The following is a 26,476-nucleotide window of genomic DNA, read 5'->3' on the forward strand; positions in this document are numbered from 1 at the left end:
ACTGCTTAATCCATGTGGTAGTTGGGAGCTTCTTTGGTGATCTGCACGTCGTGCACGTGGGATTCCCGTACCCCGGCCGCGGTGATTTCCACGAAGGCCGCCTTTTCGTGCATTTCCTCAATGGTGGCGCAGCCCAGGTAGCCCATGGAAGAACGCAGACCGCCCATGAGCTGGTGCACCACGGCCAGGACGGAGCCCTTGTAGGGCACCCGGCCTTCAATGCCTTCCGGCACCAGCTTATCCACATTGGCGGTGGTTTCCTGGAAGTAACGGTCGGAACTGCCCGCCGCCATGGCACCCAGAGAGCCCATGCCCCGATAGGACTTGTAGGAACGGCCTTGGTAGAGCTCCACTTCCCCCGGGGCTTCTTCCGTACCGGCGAACAGGCCGCCCAGCATGACCACGTGGGCCCCGGCCGCAATGGCCTTGGAAATGTCACCGGAGAAACGGATGCCGCCGTCGGCGATGAGGGGAATACCGGTGCCCTTCAGGGCTTCGGAAACGTTATGGATGGCGGTGATCTGGGGAACCCCCACACCGGCCACGATCCGGGTAGTACAGATGGAACCGGGGCCAATCCCCACCTTGACGCCGTCGGCGCCGTATTCGGCCAGGGCCCGGGCCGCATCGGCGGTGGCGATGTTGCCGCCGATCACTTGAATATGGGGATAGTTTTTCTTGGTCCAGCGCACCCGTTCCAGCACCCCTTGGGAGTGGCCGTGGGCCGTATCCACTACCAGCACATCCACCCCGGCTTCCGCCAGGCGTTCGATCCGTTCTTCCGTCCCGGCGGCCACGCCTACGGCGGCGCCGACCCGCAGACGGCCATGGTCGTCCTTATTGGCGTTGGGATGTTCGGTGGCCTTGAGGATGTCCTTAACGGTGATCAAGCCCTTCAGTTCGAAGTCGTCATTCACCACCAGCACCCGTTCCAGACGGTGCAGGCGGATCAGTTCCTTGGCGTCATCCACGCTCTGGTGTTCGTTGATGGTGACCAGCCGATCCCGGGGCGTCATGATGGCGGAAACGGGCTGGTCCAGCTTGGTAACGAAACGGGTGTCCCGGCTGGTGACAATGCCCACCACCTTCTTGCCTTCCATAACGGGCAGGCCGGAAATATGGTGCTGACGGGTCAGTTCCACCACTTCGCCCACGGACATGCTGGGGGGAATGGTGATGGGGTCTTTGAGAATGCCGGATTCGTGACGCTTGACCTTGGAAACCTGGGCCGCCTGGGCCGCCGGCTTCAGGTTTTTGTGCACGATACCGATGCCCCCTTCCTGGGCCAGGGCGATGGCCAGACGGGCTTCGGTCACGGTATCCATAGCGGCGGATACCAGGGGCAGATTCAGGGAAATATCCCGAGTCAGGCGGGATTTCAGGCTCACATCCCGGGGCAGGACATTGGAATGGGCGGGTACAAGGAGGACGTCGTCAAACGTCAAGGCCTTCTGGATTAAACGCATAGCTTTGATCCACAGTCTCAAAAACGTATTATACGTCCCAGCACAACCCTGGAAAAGAGCAGTGATATGGCAAGACTTGCAATCCCTTCTTCCCGGCGGCTCGCCCCCCTCCTCGCTGGCCTGCTATTGGCCCTACCCCTGGTGGCCGGCGCCGAACTCTATACCTGGAAAGACAAGAACGGCCACACGGTGATGTCGGACAAGCCCCCCATGGGCCAGGTGCAGCAAAAACGCACCATCGCCACCCCCAGCACCCCGGATAACGCCCCGCCCCAAAAAACCTTTGCGGAAAAGGAAATGGACTTCCGCAAGCAGCAGCAGGACGCCCAGGACAAGGCCAAGAAAGACCAGGCAGCCCAGGCCCAGGAAAAAGCCCGCAAGGAAAGCTGCGAATCCGCCAAGCGCAACCTGGCCATGCTCCAATCCGGCCAACGCCTGGCCCAGATGGACGACAAGGGGGAACGCTACTTCCTGGACGATAACCAGCGAGCCCAGGAAACCGCCAAGGCGCAAAAAGCGGTTAACGAATGGTGTAAGTAGGTCGGGTTCAGCCCCTCGCGGGACCCCCCAGAAACAAACAAAAGGGCCCATTCCGGGCCCTTTGCTTTGGTCACCTCACGACACAACGGACACAACGCGGTAGGGGAAACAGGCCATCACCAGAAGCGCCCGAGGAAAACGTCCCCAAGCCCCGGCACCGGCCCTGCTCCATCCCGATTAAGCGGCCTCGTTTTCCCCGGCGCCCTTTTTCATGACCTTGCCCGCCGCCGCCCGCTGCTTGCGCACTTCCTTGGGATCGGCGATCAAAGGGCGGTAGATTTCCACCCGGTCCCGGTCCCGCAGCACCGTTTCCGGTTTGGAAAGCTTGGAAAAAATCCCCAGCTTGTTTTGGGCCAGATCCAACTCTGGATGCTTCTCGAGCAACCCAGAGGCTTCCACCGCCTGGCGCACCGTGGCGCCCTCCGGCAACTGCACCCGCACCAGCTCCTGCCGTTCCCGGCGGGCATAGACCACTTCCACGTTCAATTTGCTATCAGCCATAAATCTGCTCCGCCCGCTTAACAAAGGCTTCCACGAAGGTGCCGGCGATGTGGTTGAACACCGGGCCGATCACCTTTTCAAAAAATTTGCTGGAAAATTCGTAGGTCAGGGAAAACTCGATTTTGCAGGCATGGTCCCCCAGGGCCTTGAAATGCCAGCGCCCTTCAAGACGGCGAAAAGGACCGTCCACCAGGCGGATATTCATCCACACCGGGATTTCCTTGTCGTTTTCCGTGGTGAAATGGGATTTAACGCTGTGATAGTTGATGTGGAGCGTGGCCACGGTGCGCCCCGCGTCCCGGGCTTTTAGCTCAGTGCCACTGCACCACGGGAGGAACTGGGGGTAATCTTCCACCCGATCCACCAACTCGAACATCTGGGCTGCTGTTCTTTCGATCAGCACCGACTTTTCGACCAAGGCCATTCCCCGCCCTACCCTACGAATCCTGTAAAATTAGCGATTTTAGCGGAAACCCCGGTCCCATGAGCATTACCGATAACAAGAAGGCCTTCCACGACTACTTCATCGAGGAAAAACTCGAGGCCGGTCTGAGCCTGGAGGGCTGGGAAGTCAAGGCCATCCGGGCCGGCCGGGTGCACCTTAAAGAAGCCTACGTGGTCATTAAACGGGGAGAGCTCTGGCTCCTAGGCATGCACATCACGCCCCTGCCCACCGCCTCCACCCACATTAGCCCGGACCCCACCCGGACCCGCAAAATGCTCATGCACGAGGAGCAAATCCATAAGCTGATCGGCAAGGTGGAGCGGGCGGGGTACGCCCTGGTGCCCCTGAACCTGCACTACACCCGGGGTCGGATCAAAGCGGAAATCGGCCTAGCCAAGGGGAAGAAACAACACGATAAGCGGGAAACGGAAAAGCAGCGGGATTGGGAGCGGGAAAAGCAACGCCTGGTCCGAACCAAGAACGGGTAAGGCATGACCCTGGCCGAGCTACTCTACTGGGTGGGCCTGGCCGCTGTCGCCGTCAGCGCGGTCACCGGGGTTTTTGAGGCCGAGCGCAAGGGGCTGGACCTGGTGGGTACGGTCACTGTGGCTCTGGCCACGGGCCTGGGAGGCGGCACCCTGCGGGATCTGCTCCTGCAACATCACGTTTTCTGGGTCGCGGATCAGACCTATGTGGTGGCAGCCTTCGCCACCGGGGTCATTACTTTTTTTCTGGCCCGCAAACGCAATATTCCGCCCCGGCTCTTCCTCTATCCCGATGCCCTGGGCTTGGCCCTGTTCACCGTCATCGGCACCCAGTTTTCCCTCCAATGGGAGGCCCCCTGGCTGGTAGCCAGCCTCATGGGGGTGATTACGGGGGTTTTCGGCGGGGTGCTGCGGGATATTTTCTGTAACCAGGTGCCCCTGGTCTTTCTGCCCGGCGAGCTTTACGCCTCCGCCGCTTGGGCTGGCGCCCTGCTCCTCATTGCCCTGCAAGCCCTAGGAGTGGCTCCCAGCCTGGCCGCCTGGCTCTCCGCTGGGTTGATTTTCTTTCTGCGCTGGGCCTCCATCGCCTACCGCATTCACCTCCCCACCTTCGGCCAGCGTTAGGCCCGGCGGCCTCTAACGGGAGGAGCCGAAACGGCTCCACACCAGGGTGCAGCCGGTGACGCCCCAGAGAAACAACTGGGCATCCCAACCGGCCCCGGGATAGAGCCACAGCATGAGGGCGACAAATTCCGCCGCCACCCCGAACCACAAAATAAAAAGGGTGCCGAGTTTCCACTCGGCACCCAGTAGGGCGATGCCCAGCAGGAGCCAGAACCAGAAGGCGGCTCCCACGGGGTTTAGGCCTTTTTGTGTTCAGCCAGACGGGTCCAGGTATCCACCACCGTATCCGGATTCAGGGAAATGCTGCTGATCCCTTGATCCATCAGCCATTCGGCCAGATCCGGGTGGTCGGAGGGCCCTTGACCGCAGATCCCCACGTACTTGCCCTTCTTGTTGGCGGCAGCGATGGCCATGGCCAGCAGGGTCTTCACGGCCGGATCCCGTTCATCGAAGAGGGAAGCCACCAGACCGGAATCCCGGTCCAGGCCCAGGGTCAGCTGGGTCAAGTCATTGGAGCCGATGGAGAAGCCGTCGAAGATATCCAGGAACTGTTCGGCCAGCAGGGCATTGGACGGAATTTCGCACATCATGATGAGCTTCAGACCGTTTTCGCCTTGCTTCAGGCCGTGACCGGCCAGCAGATCCACCACCCCTTGGCCTTCGCCCAGGGTGCGGACGAAAGGCACCATCAGTTCCACGTTGGTGAGGCCCAGTTCTTCCCGCACCTTTTTCATGGCCCGGCATTCCAGCTCAAAGCAATCCCGGAAGGTGGTGGCGATGTAGCGGGAAGCGCCCCGGAAGCCCAACATGGGGTTTTCTTCTTCCGGTTCGTACAGATCACCGCCCAGAAGCTTGCGGTATTCGTTGGACTTGAAGTCGGAGAGGCGGACGATAACGGGCTTGGGCCAGAAAGCGGCGGCGATGTTGGCCACCCCTTCCACCAGCTTTTCCACGAAAAATTCCACCGGATTAGCGTAACCCCGGGCCCGGCGCAGGATTTCTTCCCGCTTGGAGGCGGGCAGCCGGTCGATTTCCAGAATGGCCTTGGGATGGACGCCGATCACGTTGTTGATGATGAATTCCAGACGGGCCAGACCCACGCCCCCGTTGGGCAGTTGGGAGAATTCAAAGGCCAGTTCCGGATTACCCACGTTCATCATGATCTTGGTGCCGATTTCCGGCATGACCCCCAGATCCCGGGACACCACTTCGTAATCCAGCTTGCCCCGATAGACGTGACCCGTATCCCCTTCGGCGCAGGAAGCGGTAACCACTTCCCCTTCGGCGAGGGTGTGGGTGGCGTCACCGCAGCCCACGATGGCCGGAATACCCAGTTCCCGGGCAATGATGGCGGCGTGACAGGTCCGCCCCCCCCGGTTGGTGACAATGGCGGAGGCCCGCTTCATCACCGGTTCCCAGTTGGGGTCGGTCATATCGGCCACCAGCACGTCGCCCGCCTTGACCTTGTCCATTTCGGAGGGGTCCATGACGATGCGCACCGGGCCCGTACCGATTTTCTGACCGATGGCCCGACCGGAGGCCAGCACCTTGGAGAAGGACTTGAGTTTGAATTTTTGCAGCCGTTCGTGGCCTTCCTGGGACTTCACGGTTTCGGGCCGGGCTTGCAGGATGTAGAGCTTGCCATCCACCCCGTCCTTACCCCACTCGATATCCATGGGACGGCCGTAATGCTTTTCGATGATCACAGCGTAGCGGGCCAATTCCTCCACGTCCGCATCGGTAATGGCGAAACGGTTCCGATCCGCTTCCGGCACATCCACGGTGACCGTGGATTTACCCGCCACCTTTTCCGTGGAGAAAACCATCTTGATCATCTTGGAGCCCAGATTGCGGCGGATCACGGCCTTGTTGCCGGCGGCCAGCATGGGCTTATGGACGTAGAATTCGTCCGGATTCACGGCGCCCTGAACCACGGTTTCCCCCAGACCGTAGGAGGCGGTGACGAACACCGCTTCCCGGAAGCCGGATTCCGTATCCAGAGTGAACATCACCCCGGCGGCGCCCTTGTCGGAACGCACCATGCGTTGCACCCCAGCGGACAAAGCCACTTCCGCATGGGTAAAGCCCTTGTGCACCCGGTAGGCGATGGCCCGGTCGTTGTAAAGGGAGGCAAACACTTCCTTCATGGCGTGGAGCACGTTGTCCAGGCCTTGAATGTTGAGGAAGGTTTCCTGTTGCCCGGCGAAAGAGGCATCGGGCAAATCTTCCGCCGTAGCGGAAGAACGGACGGCGAAGGAGGCGTCCGCTGTGCTGTCGGCCACCAGCTTGGCGTAGTGATCGGCGATTTCCTGTTGCAGCTGGGGCGGGAAGGGAGTATCCACAATCCATTGACGTACCCGGTTCCCGGCAGCGGCCAGGGCGTTCACGTCATCCACGTCCAGTTTTTCCAGCTCGGCGCGGATACGGTCCGCCAAACCGGCATGGGCGAGAAAATCGCGGTAAGCCTGGGCCGTGGTGGCAAAGCCGCCGGGCACACGCACTTCCGTGTTGGCCAGCTGACTGATCATTTCGCCCAGGGAGGCATTCTTGCCGCCGACGCGCTCCACGTCACCCATCCGCAGCTCGTCGAAACCGATTACGTAATCGCTCATGTGTGTTCCTGATTGTTCCAAAGTCGGGAAACCGTTATTTTATCGCCTTCCCCGCACAAAGACCTATTCATTAGGGAAAACCATGATTCAACCCATCCCGCGCAGTATCTTTTTTATTTCCGACGGTACCGGCATCACCGCAGAAACCATGGGCCACAGCCTGCTTACCCAGTTTGAAGGGGTACGCCTCAAGCAGGTCCGGGTGCCCTTCGTGAACACCCAGGAGAAGGCCCAGGAGTGTTTGGCCCACATCCAGGCCGTCACCCGCCAGGACGGCGTCCGCCCCATCGTCCTCAGCACCCTGGTGGATCCTCAGCTGAACGCCATCATCAACGAGGCCGACGCCCTCTGCCTGAACTTTTTTGACACCTTCATCCGCCCCCTGGAAGTGGAACTGGGGGTTAAGGCCATCCACAGAATTGGCCGTACCCACGGGGACACGGACAGCAACGATTACAAGCAACGGATCGAAGCCATCAACTACACCCTGGCCCACGACGACGGGGTTACTAACCAGGGGCTGGCGGAAGCGGACGTGATCCTGGTGGGGGTTTCCCGCTGCGGCAAAACCCCCACCAGCCTTTATCTAGCCATGCAGTTCGGCATCAAGGCGGCCAATTTCCCCCTGATTCCGGAAGATTTCGAGCGCATGCACCTGCCGGAAGCCTTAACCACCCATCGGAGCAAGCTTTTCGGCCTGACCATTCAGCCGGAACGGCTCCATCAAATTCGCAGTGAACGGCGCCCCAACAGTAAATACGCGGCCCTGGAAAACTGTCGTTACGAGGTGCGGGAAGCGGAAAAAATGATGCGCATCGCGGGCATTCATTGGCTGGACTCTTCCACCAAGTCCATCGAGGAAATTTCCACCACCATCATGCAGGAAGTAAAGCTGGACCGGGTGACCTACTGAGGGGAGAACGGTTGCGGGGAACTGCTCGGGCCCAGCCCGGGCGGCTCCCGCCCCCCCAGTTTCCAGGGAAACGGAAGCCCTGGCCGATCAGCAGCCTTCCAGGCGTCGCCGTACCGTCTCGAAGAGGCAGATGGCAGCGGCCGCGGCCACATTGAGGGACTCGCAGGCCCCGGGCATGGGAATCTTGACCAGATGGGTGGCCGTGGCCGCCACGGCCGGGCTCACTCCCTGGCCTTCCGAGCCAAATATCCAAGCCACGGGGGACGGCAGTTCGAGGCGGTACAGACTCTCCCGGGCAGCCAGGCTGGTCACCGCTACGGCCCCCTGGAATGCGCCCAAAAACGGCACCAGTTCTTGGTGTTCGTAAATACGCAGGAGAAAGTGGGCGCCCTGCCCGGCCCGCAGGGTTTTCGGCGCCCAGGCCTGGGCACAGTCGGAAGACAGCAACACCTGGCGGAAACCTGCGGCCGCGGCGCTGCGCAGGATGGAGCCCAGATTGCCCGGGTCCTGCACCCCGTCCAAAAGCACCGTATCTTCCTGATAGCCGGGAGCCTGATCGGCTTCCGGAGCAGGAATAACGGCCATGATGCCGCTGGGGGTTTCCACCACCCCCAGGTCCCCCATGAGCTTATCCGCCAGAAACAAAGGGCGACGCTCCGGATGGGCGGTCAGAAAAGCGCCGATTTCTCCCCGTTCCCGATCCCCTTCCCGGACCCATAACTGGGCCACCGGGCCCCACTGGGCTTCATAGGCCTGGATCAGGTGCATGCCGTCCAGCACCACCTGCCCCGCCTTGCGCCGCTCCCGGGAAGACTGGCAAAGCTTGCGCAACTGGCGGTAGAGGGGGTTGTCGGCGGATTGGATGAGGTGAAGAGAGCGATCTGTCATGGCAGCCTAGAAAGCTTCAGCCCTGCCCGTGGGCAGCCAGCCAGCGCTTCACCGGTCCGAAGGAACGGCGATAGTCCGAAGTCGGCCCCAGGCGTTCCAGAATGGCCAGATGCTCGGCGGTGGGATAGGCCATGTGGTGGTCGAAGCCGTATTCCGGGTATTCCTGATGCAGGGCCAGCATGGTGGCGTCCCGGGAGGTTTTGGCCAGAATGGAGGCGGCGGCGATACAGGCGATTTTCCCGTCCCCCTTCACCACGGCTTCCGTCGCCACAGGGAGTTTCGGGCAGCGGTTGCCGTCCACCAGGGCCTTTTCCGCCGGCACGGCCAGCTGGGCATAGGCCCGGGTCATGGCTAGAAAAGAGGCTTGAAGGATGTTAATGGCGTCAATTTCTGCCGCCGAGGCGGAACCGATGCCCCAGGCCAGGGCCTTTTCCTTGATTTCCAGGGCCAGAGCCTCCCGCTTTTTGGCGGACAGCTTTTTGGAGTCGTTAAGCCCGACGATGGGACGAGCCGGGTCCAGAATCACGGCAGCCGCCACCACCGGCCCCGCCAGAGGGCCCCGACCCGCCTCATCCAGGCCGCAGATTAGGCCATCAAACCACTGTAGTGCCACGGGGGGCTCCCGTCCGCCAGCCGGGTACCAGGCTCAATACCGCCTGGGCCGCTTTTTCCGCCGTATTCTGGCGCAACTGTTGGTGCAATTGGGCAAACTGGCCTTCCACCTTGGCCCGCACCACCTTGTCCTGGTGTTCATTGACCAGGGCCTGGGCCAGGTTTTCCGGAGTGGCATCCTCCTGGAGAAACTCGGGCACCACAAAGCAGCGGGACAGGATGTTGGGCAGCCCCACCCAAGGCTGATATTTCATCCGCTTCATGAGCCGCCAGGAGGCAGGGGCCATGCGATAGGCAATGACCATGGGACGCTTGATCAGTGCGGCTTCCAGGGTGGCGGTACCGCTGGCCACCAGCACCGTATCGGCAGCCGCCATGGCATCGTGGGCATGACCAAAAAGCAATTTGAAGGGCAACTGCCCGGCCTGCCGGTTGTAAATAGCGGTTTCGAACTGGAGCCGGGTTTCCCGGGTAGCCAGGGGCACCAGGAACAGGGCCTGGGGCAGACGCACCAGAATCTGCCGGGCGGTTTCCACAAAGGTTTCCGCCATAAACTGCAATTCGGATTGGCGGCTGCCGGGCAGGAAGGCGAAGATGGGCCGATCCAGGGGCAGGCCCAGTTTTTCCCGATAAGCCTTGCGGTTAATGTCCGGGGGAATGATGTCCGCCAGGGGATGGCCCACGTAGGTCACCGGAATGCCCCGGGCCTCATAGAGTTCCGGCTCGAAGGGGAACAGGCACAGCATCCGGGAGACGGCGGCGCCGATCTTGTGGATGCGCTTGGCCCGCCAGGCCCAGATGGAGGGGCTGACGTAATGGACCGTGGGCACCCCCCGCTTCTTCAGCCGGGTTTCCAGGGCCAGATTGAAATCCGGAGCATCCACGCCGATAAACACATCCGGCGGGTTGGCCAGCAGGCGCTTTTGCAGGCTGGAACGGATACCCACGATTTCCCGGTAGTGGCGCAGCACCTCCGCGTAACCCCGCACCGCCAGCTTTTCCAGGGGCCACCAGGCATCAAAGCCCTGGGCCACCATTTTGGGGCCCCCAATGCCGACGAACTGGGCATCCGGCACCCGTTGTTTCAGAGCGCCAATCAGGTGGCTGGCCAGCAAATCCCCAGAGGCTTCCCCCGCCACCATGGCGATGCGCATCGGTCTCCCCCCCATGGCGTCAGCGCACGATGCCGCGTTTGGAAACCCCGAGGAAATCCAGCAGCAGCTGAATTTCCGGATGGGCCACCGATTCCTCTTCCAACTTGGCCTTGGCTTCTTCCAGGGTCAGACCGGCCTTGTAGAGGGTGCGATAGGCCCGCTTCAAGGCCATGATGGATTCGGAGGAAAAGCCCCGGCGACGCAGCCCTTCGCTATTGATGCCGTAAGGGGATGCGGTGTTGCCCGCCGCGGTAACGTAGGGCGGCAGATCCTGGAACAGCACGGTCCCCAGACCCGTCATGGAATGGGCACCAATGCGCACGAACTGGTGCACCGCCGTGAAACCGCCGAGAATGGCGTGGTCGTCCACGTGGACGTGCCCGGCAATCTGGGCGTTGTTGGCAAAAATGGTTTTGCTGCCCACCTGGCAATCATGGGCGATGTGCACGTAGGCCATGATCCAGTTGTCGTTACCCACCCGGGTCACCCCGGCGTCCTGGGCCGTGCCCGTATTAAAGGTGCAGAATTCCCGAATGGTGTTCCGATCCCCGATTTCCAGCCGGGTCGGTTCTCCCGCATACTTCTTGTCCTGGGGCTCATCCCCCAGGGAAGCAAACTGGAACACCCGGTTGTCGCAACCCAGGGTAGTGTGTCCAGCGATCACCACGTGGGGACCGATGACCGTATTGTCCCCGATCTGCACATGCTCGCCGATCACACTGTAGGGGCCGACACTGACGTTTTCGCCGAGCTGGGCGCCGGGCGCAATAATGGCGGTGGGATGGATCATGGCCGTTCCGGCTCAGTCAATGGCACGCACGGTGCACATGAGTTCGGCTTCCGTGGCTACCTGCCCATCCACCCGGGCTTCAGCCTTGAATTTCCAGATGCCCCGCTTGTTGGCCACCACTTCCACATGGAGATTGAGCTGATCCCCCGGGCTGACGGGCTTCTTGAACCGGGCGCCGTCGATGCCAACAAAGTAATAGACGGAATTTTCATCCGGTTTGGAGTTCAGTGTCTGAAAGGACAGGATCGCGGCGGCCTGGGCCAGGGCTTCCAGGATCAGAACCCCAGGCATGACCGGATGGTGGGGAAAGTGCCCTTGGAAGAAGGGTTCGTTAATGGACACATTCTTGATCGCATGGATGGTCTTGCCCGGTTCGCAGTCCAGCACCCGATCCACCAGGAGGATGGGATAGCGGTGAGGCAGATAAGTCAAAATCTGGTGGATATCCAGTTGATTCAAGATTTATTCTCCAATTGTTCGAGTTTTTTCTCTAATTCGTCCATGCGCTTGGCCATGCGGGTCAGATGGCGCAGATGGGCCGCATTTTTTAGCCAGGCGTCGTGGTCTTCCACGGGGAAAACCCCGGTGTATTGGCCCGGCTTGGGCAGGCTTTTGGTCACCATGGTCCCGGCGGAGACATGGACGTCGTCAGCCAAGGTCAGATGCCCCAGGATAATGGCGCCGCCCCCTACGGTGCAGCGACGACCGATGTGGGCGCTCCCCGCAATGCCCACACAGCCCGCCATGGCGGTGTGTTCACCGATAGTCACGTTGTGGCCCACCTGAATCTGGTTATCCAGCTTGACCCCGTTACCGATCACCGTGTCGTCGATGGCGCCCCGGTCAATGGTGGTGTTGGCACCGATTTCCACATCGTCCCCAATAACCACCCGGCCCACCTGGGGAATTTTCAGCCAGGCGTCCCCGTCCTTGGCAAAGCCAAAGCCGTCCGCCCCGATGACCGCACCGCTGTGGATGATGGCACGCCGCCCCACCACACATCCGGCATAGATAGATACATTGGGGTAGAGCACACTGCCCGCTCCTATCTCCACCCCGCCCCCCAGCACACATCCGGCGTGGATCACCACCCCGTCCCCCAGTACCACCCCTTCTCCCATTTGCACGGAAGGATGGATGGGCAGGGCGGGTACCGCCCGGGGGTAGAGCAACTGGGCTACCCGGGCATAGTAGGTGTAGGACTGGGGATGAAGGATACAGGGACGCTCCGTCACCCCCGCCAGGGCGGGGGGAACGATAACCGCAGCGGCCCGGGTATCCACCAGCTGGGAGCGGTACTTGGGATTGGCCAGAAAAGAAATCTGGCCGGTCCCGGCGGTAGCCAGGGTGCCGACCCGATTGATTTCCGTCGCCCCATCCCCGACCAACTCCCCGCCGAGGCGGGCGACGATTTCATCCAAACGCATGCAATAGGACTGGGAGCGGATTATTTACCGTCGGCCAGAGCCTTGATCACCTTATCGGTGATATCCAGACGGGGGCTGACCCACACCACATCTTGCAGGATCAGATCATACTTTTCGCTATCCGCGATGTTCTTGATCGCCCGGTTAGCCTTGTCCAGCACCGCCGCCATTTCTTCGTTCTGGCGCAGGTTCAGGTCTTCCCGGAATTCCCGCTGCTTGCGTTGGAAGTCCCGGTTCAGGTCGTTCAGATCCCGTTCCTTGTTGCGCCGATCACTGTCAGACATGGTGACGCCATTCTTCTCCAGGCTTTCCTGCATGGACTGGAGCTGCTTCGCCATCTTTTGCAGGTCCTGATCCCGGCGGGAGAATTCGCTATCCAGCTTCTTCTGGGCCTTCACGGCCGCAGGGGCATCCCGGAAGATGCGTTGGGTATTCACGTACCCGATTTTCAATTCGGCGGCCTGAGCTTGCACCATCCCCAGGCCCATCACTCCGGCAATCAGGCCGGCAATCAGCGTCTTTTTCAAGCTAACTCTCCTCAAAAATCAAAACACCGTACCCATGGTGAACTGGAAGCGCTGCGTCCTATCGTCATCCTTCTTGTTCAACGGGTTGGCAATACTAAAGCGCAAGGGGCCCAGAGGGGAAGACCAGGCCAGAGAAAGGCCGGTGGAATAACGCAAGTCCCCCACAGAGAATTTCGAATAACGGCCGAAGTCATCCTTGGGACCAAACACCTGGCCCGCGTCCACGAACCAGCCGATACGGGCGGATTTGTCCTTGCCCAAGCCGGGCATGGGGAAGAGCACTTCCGCATTCATCACCACCCGCTTGGTCCCGCCGATAGCCTCACCATCCTGCTTCGGCCCCAGGGTATAGGTATCGTAGCCCCGCACAGAGGTCACGCCGCCAGCGTAGAAGCTCTTAAAGAAAGGCAGGGGGCGGCCACCGTAACCGTTACCCGCACCGAACTCCCCATTGAGCATCAGGGTCAGATTCTTGGTCAGGGGGAAGTACTGCTGCCGCTGCAAATTCAGCTTGTAATAGCGAAGGGTACCGCCGGGAACCGTAGCTTCAATACCAGCCCGGGCCACACCACCCCGGGTCGGGTAAATGTAGCTGTCCTTGGTATCACGGCCCCAGCCCACGTTGCCGGAGAAGGTACTGTTGGTGTTGCCGAATTCGGAAACGAAGTCCTTGTACACCTGGCGGCTGTCATCAAAGGTAGTGACTTCCGTCCGATCCACCGCCACCCCAAAACTGATAGATTCCTTTTCCGCGATCGGAACCCCCCAGCGCAAACCGCCGCCCGTGGACACGGTTTTGTAAGACTGGGTGTAGGAATAGGATTGGGACGGATCGTAGGTACGGTGATAAATGTCAAAACCCTGACTAATCCCGTCCACCGTGAAATAGGGGTCCGTATAGGACAGACCGATAGTCCGGGAGGCATGGGAAGTATTCAACTGAACAGAGACATTCTTCCCACTACCAAACAGGTTAGCTTGGGAAATAGAACCAGACAGAATCACCTTATCCGAACTGGAGAAACCAGCCCCCAGCATCAAACTGCCGGTGGGCTTTTCCGTCACAGCATAATTGGCGTCCACCTGGTCGCTGGTACCGGGTACAGGAGGCGTTTCCACCGTCACATCGGAGAAATAGCCCAGCTTGTCGATCCGTTCCCGGGACAGGCTGACCTTTTGTGCGTCATACCAGCCCCCTTCCATCTGGCGTACTTCCCGACGAATCACTTCATCCTTGGTCTTGCTGTTGCCCGCGATATTGACGTGGCGCACGTAAACCCGCTTGCCCGGATCCACAAACAGGGTGAAGGCCACCAGGCGCTTTTCCTTGTCGATATCCGGCGCCGCATTAACGTTGGCGAAGGCGTAGCCGTCGTTACCCAGACGGTCCGTAATGGCCTTTATGGAATCGTTCAGCTTTTCCCGGGAGAAAACATCTCCGGGCTTGACCGTCACCAGCTTATGGAATTCCTCGTCAGGAATGGGCAGAATCCCTGCCACCTTGACGGCGGACACCATGTACCGTTCCCCTTCCGAGAGGGAAACGGTAATGTAAATATCCTTCTTATCCGGGGTAATGGAAACCTGGGTGGACTCCACGTTGAAGTCCAGGTAGCCCTGATTCTGATAGAAGGAGCGCAGAGATTCCAAGTCCGCCGAAAGCTTTTGCTTGGAATACTGATCGTTCTTGGTGTACCAGGTCAGCCAATTGGGGGTACGCAGTTGGAAAAGGTCCAGCAGCTCCTTTTCCTTAAACACCTTGTTGCCCACAATGTTGATCTGCTTGATCTTGGCCGCCTCACCCTCATCCACATTGAAGTTGATGGAGACCCGGTTGCGCTCCAAGGGCGTGACCGTGGTGGTGATATTGGCCGAGTAGCGCCCCCGGGAAAGGTACTGGCGCTTCAGTTCCTGGGCCGCCTTTTCCATGATGGCCCGGTCAAAGATGCGGGATTCCGCCAGGCCGATATCCTTGAAGGCCTTACGGATGGTGTCTTTGTCGAATTCCTTCATCCCGACAAAATCCACCTGGGAAATGGCGGGGCGTTCTTCCACCACCACCACCATCACATCCTTGTCGATCTCGATGCGCACGTCTTTGAAAAAGCCCGTGGCAAACAGGGCCTTAATGGCCTGGGAGGCTTTTTCGTCGTCCAAGGTATCGCCCACTTTGACGGGCAGATAGCTGAACACCGTACCGGCTTCGGTCCGCTGGATGCCTTCGACGCGGATATCTTTAACCACAAAGGGGTTGAAGGCGTAGGCGGCGGAAGCAAAGAGCCCCGCAATCAACCCAGCCAGCAGGTTTTTTTTCATATTCAGCCGGAAATCAATCGATTGATATCATTGAAGAAGGCGAAGGCCATCATTGCCAGGAGCAATGCCAGCCCGATTTGTTGCCCGATCTCCATGGTGCGCTGGGAGAGCGGCTTTCGTCTGATGAACTCCGCCATATAATACAGCAAATGCCCCCCATCCAGAATCGGGATGGGCAGCAGGTTCAACACTCCCAGGCTGACGCTCACCAAGGCCAGGAACTGGAAGTAATAAAGCCACCCCATGCGGGCGGACTGGCCTGCGTAGTCCGCAATGGTCACCGGGCCGCTCAAATTGCGCCAGGAAACCGTGCCGGTAAGCATTTTGCCCATCATGACCACGCTCATGCTGGACTGGGCCCAGGTTTCCGCCAGCGCCTTACGCAGAGATCCCAGGGGACCGTAGTCCAGAGTCACGAACACCCGATCCCGGGAAATGCCCACCCCTTGCACCTCTACCCCGATGCGGCCAACCCTGCCCCCATCCGTCGATGTAGCCACGGGGGTTACCACCAAGTCCAGCCGCTGAGAGCGACGCAAAATCTGAAAATGCAGGGGACGACCAGCGGCCGGGCGAATTAGGGCCACTACCGCCTGCCACTGGGCCGTAGGCTTACCCTCAATAGCTTGAATCCGGTCACCGGCCTGCATACCGGCCTTGTCCGCAGCGGACCCCGGGCTGACCCGCCCCACCACAGGGGCCATGTCGGGTTGGAAGAACTGCACCCCCAACACCCCCATGGGATCCCCCTGAAAGCCGCTCTTACCAAGGGGGGAAATATCCAGGTAGCGCCACACCGGGCGCCCCTGGGCGTCCCTAGCCTGGAGGGCCAATGGGGCGGAACCTCCCGGCTGCTTCACCCCTTTGCGTAAAATTTCCCAACGCAGGGCCTGCCAGGTCGCCACCGGGGTATCCCCGACCCGCTCCACCAAGTCCCCATTGCGGATGCCCGCCATGGCGGCGGCCGTTCCGGCGGGAGGGTTCCCCAGCAGGGGGCGCAGTTCCTCCATGCCGTGCCAGAACATGGCCCAATACACCAAGACCGCTAGGCACAGATTGGCCAGGGGGCCAGCGGCCACAATGGCGAAGCGCTTTCCCAAGGACTGGCGATTGAAGGCCCGGGGCAGCTCGTCTTCCGCCACCGGCCCTTCCCGCTCGTCCAGCATTTTTACGTAGCCCCCTAAGGGGAAGGCAGACAGCACCCACTCGGTCCGATCCGGCCCCCAGCGGCGGCTCCACAGCACCTTACCGAAGCCCACGGAAAAGCGCAGCACTTTGACGCCGCAAAGCTTGGCCAGGGTAAAGTGGCCCAGCTCATGGACCACCACCAATACCCCCAAAACAAAGGCAAAGGCGGCCAGATAAAACAGGGCGTTAGCCAAGAGGTTGCTCCGCCACCAGGGCCGCTTCCGCCAGGGACCGAGCCTGTCGATCGGCAGACAGCACATCCGCCAGGGCGTGGAGCGGCTGGGCTGGCAACCGGTCCATCACCTCCCGGATCACCCGGGAGATTTCCAGGAAGGGCAAACGTCCTTCCAGAAAAGCCTGAACCGCCACTTCGTTGGCCGCGTTAAGTATGGCAGGAGCGCTGCCCCCCGCCTCTAGGGCCCGATAGGCCAGGGGCAAACAGGGGAAGCGCTCAAAATCCGGGGCCTCGAAATCCAGACGCCCAATCTGGAAGAGGTCCAGCGGCCCCACCCCGGAAGTAAAACGCTCCGGATAAGCCAGGGCCTGGGCAATGGGGGTCCGCATATCCGGATTTCCCAACTCCGCCAGCACCGAGCCATCCACATATTCCACCAAGGAATGGATCACGCTCTGGGGATGGACGACTACCTGAATGCGCTCAGGAGGGACACCGAAGAGGTAATGGGCTTCAATAACCTCCAGCCCCTTGTTCATCATGGTGGCGGAATCCACGGAAATCTTGCGCCCCATGACCCAGTTGGGGTGGGCACAAGCCTGATCCGGAGTAATGTGGCCCAGGGCTTCCTTAGGCGTAGCCCGGAACGGACCGCCGGACGCGGTGAGCAGCAAGCGCCGCACCCCCCCCCCTTCCCAGTCTCCGGTATAGCCTGCCGGCAGGGACTGGAAAATGGCGTTGTGTTCGCTGTCGATGGGCAGCAGGGTGGCCCCTGCGGCCCGAATAGTAGCCATAAACAGGGGGCCAGCCATGACCAGGGCTTCCTTGTTGGCCAAATAAACCTTTTTCCCGGCCCGAGCCGCTGCCAGGGAGGGCGCCAGCCCGGCGGCTCCCACAATGGCCGCCATGACCCCATCCACCTCCGGCAGAGCCGCCATGCGCTCCAGGGCCTCCGGCCCCCACAGCACCTGGGTGGGCAAATCCCCTAGCCGCTGGCGCAATTCGGCGGCCAGGGCCTCGTCCCGCAACACCGCGTAGGCGGGCTTAAATTCGGCACACTGCTCCGCCAGGCGGGCCACCTGACGATGGGCGCAAAGGGCGGTAATGCGATAACGGTCGGGATGACGACGAACCACATCCAGGGTACTCACCCCGATGGAGCCGGTGGAACCCAGGATAGTCAAATTTTGAGGTGACATGGAAAAATCAGAGACAGAAGAGTCCCAGGGCGAACAAGGGCAAGGTGGAAGTCAGACTGTCGATACGGTCCAGCACCCCCCCATGGCCGGGCAGCAACTGGCTGCTGTCCTTGAGCCCCGCCTGTCGTTTCAACAGGGACTCGAAAAGATCGCCAAAGATACTGATGGCGGTCACCACGGCCAGGCCCAACAGGACCTGCCAGCTTTGCAAAGACGGCAAAAATCCAGGGAACGCAGTCCTCAGAATAAAGCCATAGACTTCGACCCCCACCAAGGCCCCCAGGGCCCCTTCCCAGGTCTTTCCCGGGCTGATGCTGGGCGCCAGCTTGTGTTTACCGAAGGCCCGGCCGGAAAAATAGGCGGCGATATCCGCAATCCACACGGTAGCCATCAAGGCCAGGAGGGCTCCGCCCCCCAGGGTACGCAACTGAATCAGAGCCAGCCAGGTGGGCAGCAGCACTACCAGCCCCACCCCTACTCCCAGGCCGGGGACAGAAATTTTCCAATGATGGCGAAACCAGGGGGGCACCAACCCACACCAGAACACCAGGGACAGTAGATAGAGGCCCTTAACCCCAGAGCCCACGGAGCCAGAGGCCATCCCCGACTCCCTTAGAAAGGGAAAGGCCAGCAGCAGCCCGGCGCCGAGCAGGGCAAACCCTACACCCCCCGCCACCCGGTTCCGGGGCGACCATCCCAAAAGACCGCCCCACTCCCAGGCCGCCAGGGCCGCCACCAGGGTGACTACGCCAGCCCAACCTAAGGAGGGGAGATAAAACACGGCGCCGAGAAAGCCCGCCAGAAGAAAAATGGCCGTAATCACCCGTTGCTTAAGCACGGCGCACGTCCTTATTCCGCTCCTCGTCGCCACCAGACGGAGTCAGTTGTTCGCTGGTGCGGCCAAAACGCCGCTCCCGGGAAGCAAAGGAGGCCACCGCCGCCTTCAGGGCCCCTTCATTGAACTCGGGCCACAGGGTGTCGGTGAAATAAAATTCCGTATAGGCCAATTGCCAGAGGAGGAAGTTGCTGATGCGCTTTTCCCCTCCGGTACGAATGAACAGATCCGGCTCCGGCGCGTAGGCCATAGCCAGCCAGGGCTCCAGATCCCCTTCCCGCCAATGCCCAGCCTTTTCCGGATGGGCCTGAGCCAGCCGGTTGGCGGCCTGCAAAATATCCCAGCGCCCGCCGTAATTGGCCGCAATGGTCAGGGTCAGGCGCTTGTTGCCCCCGGTGCAGCGCTCCCCTTCCCGGATCAGTTCCTGAAGGGCCGGATCGAAGCGGGACAAGTCGCCCACCACCCGCAGCCGCACCCGGTGCTCATGAAGCCGGTCCACTTCCTGGCGCAGCGCCTTCATGAACAACTGCATGAGCAGGGAAACTTCTTCTTCGGGACGCCGCCAGTTCTCGGAACTGAAGGCAAAAAGGGTCAGATACTCAATGCCCAGATCCAAACAGGTGCGCACCGTTTCCCGTACCGCGGCCACACCCTTGGTATGGCCGGCGAAACGGGGGAGGAAGCGCTTCTTTGCCCAACGGCCGTTGCCATCCATGATGATGGCCACATGCCGGGGCACCCGGGAGGTGGACGGAATATCCTGGGTGGAGCTGGAAAATACCGACATTCCCCGAATTCCAGAGCGAGCCGAAATGGCGCTCAGACCGCCATCAGTTCGGTTTCTTTCTGGGCCACCAGCTTGTCCACCTCGGCGATGTACTTGTCGGTGAGCTTCTGGATGTCTTCCTGGGCCTTACGTTCTTCGTCTTCGGCCACTTCCTTGGCCTTCAGAGCTTCCTTCAGGGTGTTGTTCCCGTCCCGGCGCAGATTGCGCACGGCGATCTTGGCATTTTCCCCTTCACTCTTCACCACCTTGGTCAGGTCCCGGCGGCGTTCTTCCGTCAGGGGAGGCATGGGCACCCGGATTAAATCGCCCTGGGTGGCCGGATTCAGGCCCAGATCACATTCTCGGATAGCCTTTTCCACTTTGGCCACCATGGTCTTTTCCCAGGCTTGCACCCCCAGGGTCCGGGAATCAACCAGGGTCACATTGGCCACCTGGTTGATCGGCATCATGCTGCCGTAGTAATCCACCTGCACATGGTCCAGCAGGCCGACGTGGGCCCGGCCCGTGCGGACCTTGGCCAGGTCATGCTTCAGGGCTTCGATGGACTTCTGCATCTTTTGTTCGGTGACTTTCTTCAGTTCGGAAATCATCGCACTCACTCCCTCAGCAATAGACCAACGTGCCTTCCGGCTCACCCAGCACAACCCGCTTCAGGGCGCCCGGATGGAAGATGGAAAAGACGTTGATCGGCAGTTTTTGATCACGGCACAAGGCGAAAGCGGTGGCGTCCATGACAGCCAGATTCCGATTAATCGCCTCGTCAAAAGAAATTTTGTCGTAGCGGGTGGCGGACGGATCTTTTTTCGGATCCGCCGTATAAATCCCATCCACCTTAGTGGCCTTCAGCACAATCTGGGCGCCGATTTCCGCGCCCCGCAAGGCCGCCGCCGTGTCGGTGGTAAAAAACGGATTCCCCGTCCCGGCGGCAAAAATCACGATCCGACCCTGCTCCAGATAACGGATGGCCTTGCCCCGAATATAGGGCTCCACCACCTGCTCGATATCCAGGGCGGATTGGACCCGGCTATTGAGACCCGCCAAACGCATGGCGTCCTGTAAAGCCAGACCATTCATGACGGTGGCCAACATCCCCATGTAGTCGGCCGTGGCCCGGTCCATCCCGGTAGCCGCCGGCGCCACGCCACGGAAGATGTTGCCACCGCCGATCACCACGCCAATTTCCACCCCCAGCGCCGCCACATCCTTGATCTCGGCCACAATCTCCGAAATGGTCTGGCGATTGATGCCGTAAGCGTCGCCGCCCATCAGGGCCTCGCCGCTCAGCTTCAACAGGATGCGCTTATAAACCGGGGTACAGGTGGAATCTGACATAAATGATCGGCCCTCTTGGGAAATTGAACTTACTTCTTGGCAGCAGCGGCGGCTTGGGCGGCCACTTCAGCAGCGAAGTCGGTGACCTTCTTTTCGATCCCTTCGCCCACCACGTACAGGTTGAAGCCGGCCACGGAAGCGTTATGGGCCTTCAACAGCTGTTCGATGGTTTGCTTGCCGTCTTCCGCCTTCACGAAAATCTGGCCCATCAGGGTAACTTCCCGCAGATACTTCTGCACCGTGCCTTCGGCAATCTTTTCCAGCATGGCTTCGGGCTTGCCCGCTTCCTTGGCCTTTTCCACGGCCACGCGGCGTTCGGTGGCGATCAGTTCCGGATCCACACCGGAAGCATCCAGGGCCTTGGGCTTGGAAGCGGCGATATGCATGGCCACATCCTTGGCCAGGACTTCTTCCCCACCCACCAGATCCACCAGCACGCCGATCTTGGCGCCACCGTGCACGTAGGAGGCCAGCTTGCCCTTGCCTTCCACCCGTTCAAAGCGACGGATGGTCATGTTTTCACCGATCTTGCCGATCAGGTTGGTGCGCACCGCATCCACCGGGGTGCCGTTGATGTCCAGGGCGGACAGAGCAGCCACGTCGGCCGGATTCTTCTGGGCCACCAGTTCGGCCAGATTCTTCACAAAAGCCAGGAAATCGTCGTTTTTGGCCACGAAGTCAGTTTCGCAATTGACTTCCACGATGGAACCCAACTTGCCGTCAGCGGCGATGTAGATACCCACCACACCTTCGGCGGCGACCCGGGCAGCGGCCTTGGAAGCCTTGTTGCCCAGCTTGACCCGGAGGATTTCCTCAGCCTTGGCCATGTCCCCGTCGGCTTCCGTCAGAGCCTTCTTGCACTCCATCATGGGAGCGTCGGTCTTTTCCCGCAATTCTTTAACCATTGCCGCAGTGATAGCTGCCATTCTTTTCTCCGATTGCTGCTGTAAGGGCGCCCCTGGAGGCGCCCTTACCATTGAAATCAAATAACAAAGGGAACGGCCGTGCCGTTCCCTTTAAAGCCTGTTATTCAGCCTGTTCTTCTTCGACTTCGACGAATTCGTCTTCACCGGCGGCCACAATCTCTTGCAGAGATTGGCTACGGCCTTCCAGGATGGCATCGGCCACGCCACGGGCGTAGAGGCGGATAGCGCGGGAGGAGTCGTCGTTACCGGGAATGACGTAATCCACGCCGTCCGGGGTGTGGTTGGTATCCACCACGCCGATGACCGGGATACCCAGCTTGTTGGCTTCGGTGATGGCAATTTTGTGGTAGCCAACGTCGATCACGAACAGGGCGTCGGGCAGGTTGTTCATGTCCTTGATACCGCCGATGGACTTGTTCAGCTTGTCCAGTTCCCGTTGCTTCAGCAGGGCTTCCTTCTTACCGATACGTTCGAAGGTGCCGTCTTCGGCCATGACTTCCGTGTCCTTCAGACGCTTGATGGACTGCTTCACGGTCTTGAAGTTGGTGAGCATACCGCCCAGCCAGCGTTGATCCACGAAGGGAGCGGCAGCCCGTTGGGCTTCTTCGGCCACGATTTCACGGGCCTGACGCTTGGTACCGACGAAGAGGATGGTGCCCTTGTTGGCGGCCAGCTTACGCACGAAGTCCATGGCTTCGTTGTATTTGACCAGGGTCTTTTCCAGATTCACGATGTGAATCTTGTTGCGGGCGCCGAAAATGAAAGGCGCCATTTTCGGGTTCCAGAAACGGGTTTGGTGGCCGAAGTGGACACCGGCCTCCAGCATTTGGCGCATGGATACAGACATTTGCATCTCCTAAAGGGTTTAACCGCCATCCACCAATTGCGACCCGCAAAGCGGGCACCCTGGAAAGGTGGATGTGAGTAATAGATCGCCGGAACCATTTCCGGCAACCGCTTTTTTTAAGGCGAGCGCCCTAAAAAAGCTGCGGGATTCTATCACCAAACCGGTTTCAATCAAAATCTTCCCTCACCCGAACTTGTCACATGCCGCGCCAGAGCGTATTTCTAACCCCCGGCGTCCCCTCCCATTTCGCCTGCTTCCAAATTGGCGCTTTGCTTTTTTGGCAAAGGCAGAAGGGAATCCCGTCGCCCTTTGCTAAGGGGCGGCCTGATTATTTTCTCGCCCGATCCCCCAATCATCCCGGGAACTAGGCAACCAAAGGCCTGGGAAATTGCCTAAGCGGGGTCGGTTATATATCCTTTTCACTTTAGACACAGAACATAGACAATGTCCGTCAGCATAAAAACTCCCGAAGAAATCGAGAAAATGCGCATCGCCTGCCGTCTGGCGGCGGATGTGCTGGATTACATCGATCCCTATATCAAGCCCGGGGTCACCACCGGGGAAATCGACCGGCTCTGCCACGAACTCATGGTGGATGTGCAAGGCTGCATCCCCGCTCCCCTGAATTACGCCCCTCCCGGCTACACCCCCTACCCCAAGTCCATCTGCACCTCGGTGAATCATCAGGTCTGCCACGGCATTCCGGGGGACCGGGTATTGAAGAGCGGGGATATCGTCAATCTGGATATCACGGTTATCAAGGACGGCTTCCACGGGGACACCAGCCGCATGTACCAGGTGGGGGACTGCTCCATCCAGGCCAAGCGCCTCTGCGAAGTCACCTTTGATTCCATGTGGCTGGGCATCGCCCAGGTGAAACCCGGCGCCCATCTGGGGGATATCGGGGAAGTGATCCAGAAATATGCGGAAAAGAACGGCTTTTCCGTGGTGCGGGAATTCTGCGGCCACGGCATCGGCCGGAACTTCCACGAAGATCCCCAGGTACTCCACTACGGCAAGGCCGGTACGGGTCTGGAATTCAAGCCGGGCATGATTTTCACCATTGAACCCATGCTCAACGCGGGCAAGGCCGCCATCCGGGAATTGGCGGACGGCTGGACCATCGTCACCAAGGACCACAGCCTCTCCGCCCAATGGGAACACACCATCCTGGTTACGGAAACCGGCGTAGATGTGCTGACCCTGTCCCCCAACTGCCGCCCCAAACCCGATTGGATTTAAACGTGGTCAGCCCCTCTCCCGCCCCCGCTCCAATTCTGGAATACAAACAGCAGTTGAAGGAGGGCCAGGCGGCCCTGTGCGCCACTTATCTGGAAACCGGAGACGCCCAGGCCCTGCTTAAGGCCCGCTGCCGTCTGGTGGATGACCTGTTGCGCCAGCTCTGGCGGGATCAGGGCTTTCCGGAAAGCGTGGATCTGGTGGCGGTGGGGGGCTATGGCCGGGGGGAACTCTACCCTGCCTCCGACATCGATCTGCTCATTCTCCTACCCGGCGCCCCGGATGAGGAACTGGCCCACCGCCTGGAATCCCTCATCAGCCTTTTCTGGGACATCGGCCTGGAAATCGGCCACAGCGTCCGAACCGTGGACGAGTGTCTGAAGGAGGCGGAAGGGGACATCACCGTCCAAACCGCCCTCATCGAAACCCGGCTACTCACCGGGGACCCAGAGCTGTTTCGGCACTTTGGCGAAGGGCTGCGCTCCCGCCTCAATCCCCAGGCCTTTTTCAAGGCCAAGAAACTGGAGCAGGAAGAGCGTTACGTCCGCTACCAGGAAACCCCCTTCGCCCTGGAACCCAATACCAAGGAAAGCCCGGGGGGCTTGCGGGACCTGCAACTGGTGCTATGGATTGCCCGGGCCGCCGGTTACGGCCACAGCTGGCAGGACCTGGAAAAACACGGTTTCATCACCCAGGAAGAGGTCTATGCCCTAGAGCAGGCCCAGAGCCAGCTGGAGACCATTCGTACCCGGCTACACATCGTGGCGGGGCGCCGGGAAGACCGGATACTCTTCGACTACCAGGAACCCCTGGCGGAACAGCTGGGCTACAAGGCCACCGCCACCCGGCGGGCCAGCGAAATGCTCATGCAGCGGTTTTACCGTACCGCCAAGCTGGTCACCCAACTCAACGTCATTCTCATGCAGAACCTGGGGGCCGCCATTTTCCCGCCCCCGGAACAAGCGCCGGAAGCCCTCAACGACCGTTTCCAGAACAACCACGGCCTGCTGGACGTGATTGAGGAAGACATTTTCCAGAAGCGCCCGGGCACCCTGCTGGAAGCCTTCCTCATGCTGGAACAGCACCCGGAACTGCGGGGCATGACCGCCCGCACCCTGCGGGCTCTGTGGCGGGCCCGGCTGCTCATTGACGACGCCTTCCGGGCCGATCCGGCCAACCGGGTCTGCTTCATCCGCCTCTTCCAGCAGCGCCAGGGCATCGTCCACGAATTCCGGCGCATGAACCAGTACGGCATTCTGGGCCGCTACCTGCCCAATTTCGGCCAGGTGGTGGGCCAGATGCAGCATGACCTGTTCCACGCCTACACGGTGGATCAACACATTCTCCAGGTGCTGCGCAATGTGCGCCGCTTCACCATGGACGAATTCGCCCACGAATACCCCCTCTGCTCCCGGCTCATCAACAGCTTCGAGCGCCACTGGGTACTCTTTGTCGCCGCCCTCTTCCACGACATTGCCAAGGGCCGGGGGGGGGATCACTCGGCCCTGGGGCAAAAAGACGCCCAGGAATTCTGCGAAGCCCACGGCATGTCGGCCGAAGACACGGAACTGGTGGTCTGGCTGGTGGGGGCCCACCTGGTCATGTCCCAGGTAGCGCAAAAGGAGGACATCTCCAATCCGGAGGTAATCGCCGCCTTTGCCGCCCGGGTCCAGGACCCGCGCCATCTCACCGCCCTTTACCTGCTCACCGTGGCAGACATCCGGGGCACCAGCCCCAAGGTCTGGAATGCCTGGAAAGGCAAGCTCCTGGAAGACCTGTACGGCATGACCATGAATCTCCTGGAAAAGGGGGAAGCCCCGGAACCCAAGGGGGTCATCCAGGAACGGCAGCAGGAAGCCCTGCGTCTCCTGCGCTACTTCGCCCTTTCCGACTCGGTGCACGAACGGCTCTGGAAGCAGTTGGATACCGTCTATTTCCTGCGCCATTCCGCGGAGGAAATCGCTTGGCACACCCGCTGTCTCCATTACCGCATCAACAGTGAAGCTCCGGTGGTCAAAACCCGCCTGCGCCATGGGGAAAACTCCCCCACCTGCGCCCTCCAGGTGATGGTGTACACCCCGGACCAGCCCGATCTCTTCGCCCGGCTCTGCGGCTTTTTCGGCCGGGCGGGCTACAACATCGTGGACGCCAAGATTCACACCACCAAGCACGGCTACGCCCTGGATAGCTTTGTCCTACTGGACGTGGGGGAACAGGAAATCACCCGGGAAATGGCGGCCATCGTGGAACACGAACTCTCCGAGCGTCTCATCGCCCAGCGCCCGCCGGAAGCGCCTCCCGGAGGACGGCTGTCCCGGCACGCCAAGCACTTCCCCATTGCGCCGGAAGTGGCCATTGCGCCGGACGAGCGGGGCCAGAATTACCTGCTCTCCATTGTGGCGGCGGACCGGCCGGGCCTGCTTTACCAAATCGCCATTATCCTGGCCAAGCACCACGCCCATCTCCACACGGCCAAGATCGTCACCCTGGGGGAACGGGTGGAGGACAATTTCCTCATTTCCGGGCAAAGCCTGGAACAGAGCGGCCCCCGTATTCAGCTGGAGAGCGAACTGTTGGAACAGCTGCAAATCTGAGTCGGGTCCTGGTAGCCGGGCAAGGCAAGGAAAAAAAGGGGCAGATGCCCCTTT

General features: G+C 60.5%; 27 protein-coding genes. 6 read left to right on the plus strand and 21 right to left on the minus strand.

Translation table 11 applies throughout. From position 1 onward, the window contains the following. Window positions 1-5: 5 nt before the first annotated feature. Window positions 6-1,466 carry an IMP dehydrogenase gene (gene guaB / locus Azoinq_RS00095; RefSeq protein ID WP_216128081.1) on the minus strand — a complete coding sequence of 487 codons (1,461 nt, stop codon included), beginning with the start codon at window positions 1,464-1,466 and terminating at the stop codon, window positions 6-8. A gap of 66 nt (window positions 1,467-1,532) precedes the next feature. Between guaB and Azoinq_RS00100 the strand changes: the two genes are divergently transcribed. Continuing rightward, window positions 1,533-2,006: a DUF4124 domain-containing protein gene (locus Azoinq_RS00100; protein WP_216128080.1), complete on the plus strand. Its 474-nt coding sequence runs from the start codon at window positions 1,533-1,535 to the stop codon at window positions 2,004-2,006. Window positions 2,007-2,183: 177 nt separating this feature from the next. Here the strand turns inward: Azoinq_RS00100 and Azoinq_RS00105 are convergent, their stop codons facing one another. After that, window positions 2,184-2,507: an RnfH family protein gene (locus Azoinq_RS00105; protein WP_216128079.1), complete on the minus strand. Its 324-nt coding sequence runs from the start codon at window positions 2,505-2,507 to the stop codon at window positions 2,184-2,186. Then, entirely contained in the window at window positions 2,500-2,931 is a 432-nt protein-coding gene (locus Azoinq_RS00110; protein WP_216128078.1) for a type II toxin-antitoxin system RatA family toxin, read from the minus strand. The genes Azoinq_RS00105 and Azoinq_RS00110 overlap by 8 nt, the downstream gene beginning before the upstream one ends. 59 nt (window positions 2,932-2,990) lie before the next feature. Here Azoinq_RS00110 and smpB point away from each other — a divergent pair, with 59 nt between their 5' ends. Both smpB and Azoinq_RS00120 read left to right on the plus strand, forming a co-directional pair. Further along, window positions 2,991-3,440 carry an SsrA-binding protein SmpB gene (gene smpB / locus Azoinq_RS00115; protein ID WP_216128076.1) on the plus strand — a complete coding sequence of 150 codons (450 nt, stop codon included), beginning with the start codon at window positions 2,991-2,993 and terminating at the stop codon, window positions 3,438-3,440. 3 nt (window positions 3,441-3,443) lie between these two features. After that, window positions 3,444-4,061, plus strand: a complete 618-nt coding sequence (locus tag Azoinq_RS00120) for a trimeric intracellular cation channel family protein (RefSeq protein WP_216128074.1) — start codon at window positions 3,444-3,446, stop codon at window positions 4,059-4,061. A gap of 12 nt (window positions 4,062-4,073) precedes the next feature. Here Azoinq_RS00120 and Azoinq_RS00125 read toward each other — a convergent pair whose 3' ends face one another. Next, a complete protein-coding gene (locus Azoinq_RS00125; RefSeq protein WP_216128073.1) occupies window positions 4,074-4,292 on the minus strand; it encodes an NfeD family protein in 219 nt (72 codons plus the stop codon). Window positions 4,293-4,297: 5 nt separating this feature from the next. Beyond that, window positions 4,298-6,673: a phosphoenolpyruvate synthase gene (ppsA, locus tag Azoinq_RS00130; protein ID WP_216128072.1), complete on the minus strand. Its 2,376-nt coding sequence runs from the start codon at window positions 6,671-6,673 to the stop codon at window positions 4,298-4,300. Between the two features lie 82 nt (window positions 6,674-6,755). Here ppsA and ppsR point away from each other — a divergent pair, with 82 nt between their 5' ends. Then, window positions 6,756-7,586, plus strand: coding sequence for a posphoenolpyruvate synthetase regulatory kinase/phosphorylase PpsR (gene ppsR, locus Azoinq_RS00135; protein ID WP_216128071.1), 831 nt, complete (start codon window positions 6,756-6,758; stop codon window positions 7,584-7,586). A gap of 87 nt (window positions 7,587-7,673) precedes the next feature. Here ppsR and Azoinq_RS00140 read toward each other — a convergent pair whose 3' ends face one another. From Azoinq_RS00140 to rpsB, 16 genes are all read right to left on the minus strand, one after another. Continuing rightward, window positions 7,674-8,474, minus strand: coding sequence for a TrmH family RNA methyltransferase (locus Azoinq_RS00140; protein ID WP_216128070.1), 801 nt, complete (start codon window positions 8,472-8,474; stop codon window positions 7,674-7,676). 16 nt (window positions 8,475-8,490) lie between these two features. Then, window positions 8,491-9,087 carry a ribonuclease HII gene (gene rnhB / locus Azoinq_RS00145; protein ID WP_216128069.1) on the minus strand — a complete coding sequence of 199 codons (597 nt, stop codon included), beginning with the start codon at window positions 9,085-9,087 and terminating at the stop codon, window positions 8,491-8,493. Continuing rightward, the gene (gene lpxB, locus Azoinq_RS00150) at window positions 9,068-10,240 is read right to left on the minus strand and encodes a lipid-A-disaccharide synthase (protein WP_232368514.1); all 1,173 of its coding nucleotides are present in this window, start codon (window positions 10,238-10,240) and stop codon (window positions 9,068-9,070) included. Before lpxB ends, rnhB begins: the two co-directional genes overlap by 20 nt. Before the next feature lie 19 nt (window positions 10,241-10,259). Next, window positions 10,260-11,030: an acyl-ACP--UDP-N-acetylglucosamine O-acyltransferase gene (gene lpxA / locus Azoinq_RS00155; protein WP_216128065.1), complete on the minus strand. Its 771-nt coding sequence runs from the start codon at window positions 11,028-11,030 to the stop codon at window positions 10,260-10,262. A gap of 12 nt (window positions 11,031-11,042) precedes the next feature. Further along, on the minus strand, window positions 11,043-11,480 hold the full coding sequence (gene fabZ / locus Azoinq_RS00160; protein WP_216132337.1) for a 3-hydroxyacyl-ACP dehydratase FabZ: 438 nt from the start codon (window positions 11,478-11,480) through the stop codon (window positions 11,043-11,045). A gap of 5 nt (window positions 11,481-11,485) precedes the next feature. After that, window positions 11,486-12,457 carry a UDP-3-O-(3-hydroxymyristoyl)glucosamine N-acyltransferase gene (gene lpxD / locus Azoinq_RS00165; protein WP_216128063.1) on the minus strand — a complete coding sequence of 324 codons (972 nt, stop codon included), beginning with the start codon at window positions 12,455-12,457 and terminating at the stop codon, window positions 11,486-11,488. Between the two features lie 20 nt (window positions 12,458-12,477). Continuing rightward, window positions 12,478-12,945 carry an OmpH family outer membrane protein gene (locus Azoinq_RS00170; RefSeq protein ID WP_216132335.1) on the minus strand — a complete coding sequence of 156 codons (468 nt, stop codon included), beginning with the start codon at window positions 12,943-12,945 and terminating at the stop codon, window positions 12,478-12,480. 57 nt (window positions 12,946-13,002) lie between these two features. After that, window positions 13,003-15,300, minus strand: a complete 2,298-nt coding sequence (bamA, locus tag Azoinq_RS00175; protein WP_216128061.1) for an outer membrane protein assembly factor BamA — start codon at window positions 15,298-15,300, stop codon at window positions 13,003-13,005. A 2-nt stretch (window positions 15,301-15,302) separates the two neighbouring features. After that, entirely contained in the window at window positions 15,303-16,682 is a 1,380-nt protein-coding gene (rseP, locus tag Azoinq_RS00180) for an RIP metalloprotease RseP (protein WP_232368515.1), read from the minus strand. Further along, a complete protein-coding gene (ispC, locus tag Azoinq_RS00185; RefSeq protein ID WP_216128057.1) occupies window positions 16,675-17,862 on the minus strand; it encodes a 1-deoxy-D-xylulose-5-phosphate reductoisomerase in 1,188 nt (395 codons plus the stop codon). The genes rseP and ispC overlap by 8 nt, the downstream gene beginning before the upstream one ends. A 7-nt stretch (window positions 17,863-17,869) precedes the next feature. Continuing rightward, window positions 17,870-18,700 carry a phosphatidate cytidylyltransferase gene (locus tag Azoinq_RS00190; RefSeq protein WP_216128055.1) on the minus strand — a complete coding sequence of 277 codons (831 nt, stop codon included), beginning with the start codon at window positions 18,698-18,700 and terminating at the stop codon, window positions 17,870-17,872. Beyond that, the gene (uppS, locus tag Azoinq_RS00195) at window positions 18,693-19,484 is read right to left on the minus strand and encodes a polyprenyl diphosphate synthase (RefSeq protein ID WP_216128053.1); all 792 of its coding nucleotides are present in this window, start codon (window positions 19,482-19,484) and stop codon (window positions 18,693-18,695) included. Before uppS ends, Azoinq_RS00190 begins: the two co-directional genes overlap by 8 nt. Window positions 19,485-19,516: 32 nt before the next feature. Further along, window positions 19,517-20,074 carry a ribosome recycling factor gene (frr, locus tag Azoinq_RS00200; RefSeq protein WP_216128051.1) on the minus strand — a complete coding sequence of 186 codons (558 nt, stop codon included), beginning with the start codon at window positions 20,072-20,074 and terminating at the stop codon, window positions 19,517-19,519. Between the two features lie 13 nt (window positions 20,075-20,087). Continuing rightward, window positions 20,088-20,816, minus strand: coding sequence for a UMP kinase (gene pyrH, locus Azoinq_RS00205; protein WP_216128049.1), 729 nt, complete (start codon window positions 20,814-20,816; stop codon window positions 20,088-20,090). A gap of 29 nt (window positions 20,817-20,845) precedes the next feature. Next, complete coding sequence (gene tsf, locus Azoinq_RS00210; protein ID WP_216128047.1) at window positions 20,846-21,742, minus strand: translation elongation factor Ts; 897 nt, start codon at window positions 21,740-21,742, stop codon at window positions 20,846-20,848. A 100-nt stretch (window positions 21,743-21,842) separates the two neighbouring features. Further along, window positions 21,843-22,589, minus strand: coding sequence for a 30S ribosomal protein S2 (gene rpsB, locus Azoinq_RS00215; protein ID WP_216128045.1), 747 nt, complete (start codon window positions 22,587-22,589; stop codon window positions 21,843-21,845). A gap of 444 nt (window positions 22,590-23,033) precedes the next feature. Between rpsB and map the strand changes: the two genes are divergently transcribed. Both map and Azoinq_RS00225 read left to right on the plus strand, forming a co-directional pair. Continuing rightward, window positions 23,034-23,831: a type I methionyl aminopeptidase gene (gene map, locus Azoinq_RS00220; protein WP_216128043.1), complete on the plus strand. Its 798-nt coding sequence runs from the start codon at window positions 23,034-23,036 to the stop codon at window positions 23,829-23,831. Window positions 23,832-23,833: 2 nt separating this feature from the next. Further along, window positions 23,834-26,422 carry a [protein-PII] uridylyltransferase gene (locus Azoinq_RS00225; protein WP_232368516.1) on the plus strand — a complete coding sequence of 863 codons (2,589 nt, stop codon included), beginning with the start codon at window positions 23,834-23,836 and terminating at the stop codon, window positions 26,420-26,422. Window positions 26,423-26,476: the final 54 nt, after the last annotated feature.

Source organism: Azospira inquinata, from assembly GCF_018905915.1.
Classification (GTDB): Bacteria; Pseudomonadota; Gammaproteobacteria; order Burkholderiales; family Rhodocyclaceae; genus Azospira; species Azospira inquinata.

Excerpts from the sequence above, each read along its gene's own strand:
- guaB (WP_216128081.1), bottom strand. The coding sequence starts at position 1,466 with ATGCGTTTAATCCAGAAGGCCTTGACGTTTGACGACGTCCTCCTTGTA.
- Azoinq_RS00100 (WP_216128080.1), top strand. The coding sequence starts at position 1,533 with ATGGCAAGACTTGCAATCCCTTCTTCCCGGCGGCTCGCCCCCCTCCTC.
- Azoinq_RS00105 (WP_216128079.1), bottom strand. The coding sequence starts at position 2,507 with ATGGCTGATAGCAAATTGAACGTGGAAGTGGTCTATGCCCGCCGGGAA.
- Azoinq_RS00110 (WP_216128078.1), bottom strand. The coding sequence starts at position 2,931 with ATGGCCTTGGTCGAAAAGTCGGTGCTGATCGAAAGAACAGCAGCCCAG.
- smpB (WP_216128076.1), top strand. The coding sequence starts at position 2,991 with ATGAGCATTACCGATAACAAGAAGGCCTTCCACGACTACTTCATCGAG.
- Azoinq_RS00120 (WP_216128074.1), top strand. The coding sequence starts at position 3,444 with ATGACCCTGGCCGAGCTACTCTACTGGGTGGGCCTGGCCGCTGTCGCC.
- ppsA (WP_216128072.1), bottom strand. The coding sequence starts at position 6,673 with ATGAGCGATTACGTAATCGGTTTCGACGAGCTGCGGATGGGTGACGTG.
- ppsR (WP_216128071.1), top strand. The coding sequence starts at position 6,756 with ATGATTCAACCCATCCCGCGCAGTATCTTTTTTATTTCCGACGGTACC.
- Azoinq_RS00140 (WP_216128070.1), bottom strand. The coding sequence starts at position 8,474 with ATGACAGATCGCTCTCTTCACCTCATCCAATCCGCCGACAACCCCCTC.
- lpxB (WP_232368514.1), bottom strand. The coding sequence starts at position 10,240 with ATGCGCATCGCCATGGTGGCGGGGGAAGCCTCTGGGGATTTGCTGGCC.
- lpxA (WP_216128065.1), bottom strand. The coding sequence starts at position 11,030 with ATGATCCATCCCACCGCCATTATTGCGCCCGGCGCCCAGCTCGGCGAA.
- lpxD (WP_216128063.1), bottom strand. The coding sequence starts at position 12,457 with ATGCGTTTGGATGAAATCGTCGCCCGCCTCGGCGGGGAGTTGGTCGGG.
- Azoinq_RS00170 (WP_216132335.1), bottom strand. The coding sequence starts at position 12,945 with ATGGGCCTGGGGATGGTGCAAGCTCAGGCCGCCGAATTGAAAATCGGG.
- bamA (WP_216128061.1), bottom strand. The coding sequence starts at position 15,300 with ATGAAAAAAAACCTGCTGGCTGGGTTGATTGCGGGGCTCTTTGCTTCC.
- ispC (WP_216128057.1), bottom strand. The coding sequence starts at position 17,862 with ATGTCACCTCAAAATTTGACTATCCTGGGTTCCACCGGCTCCATCGGG.
- uppS (WP_216128053.1), bottom strand. The coding sequence starts at position 19,484 with ATGTCGGTATTTTCCAGCTCCACCCAGGATATTCCGTCCACCTCCCGG.
- frr (WP_216128051.1), bottom strand. The coding sequence starts at position 20,074 with ATGATTTCCGAACTGAAGAAAGTCACCGAACAAAAGATGCAGAAGTCC.
- pyrH (WP_216128049.1), bottom strand. The coding sequence starts at position 20,816 with ATGTCAGATTCCACCTGTACCCCGGTTTATAAGCGCATCCTGTTGAAG.
- tsf (WP_216128047.1), bottom strand. The coding sequence starts at position 21,742 with ATGGCAGCTATCACTGCGGCAATGGTTAAAGAATTGCGGGAAAAGACC.
- rpsB (WP_216128045.1), bottom strand. The coding sequence starts at position 22,589 with ATGTCTGTATCCATGCGCCAAATGCTGGAGGCCGGTGTCCACTTCGGC.
- map (WP_216128043.1), top strand. The coding sequence starts at position 23,034 with ATGTCCGTCAGCATAAAAACTCCCGAAGAAATCGAGAAAATGCGCATC.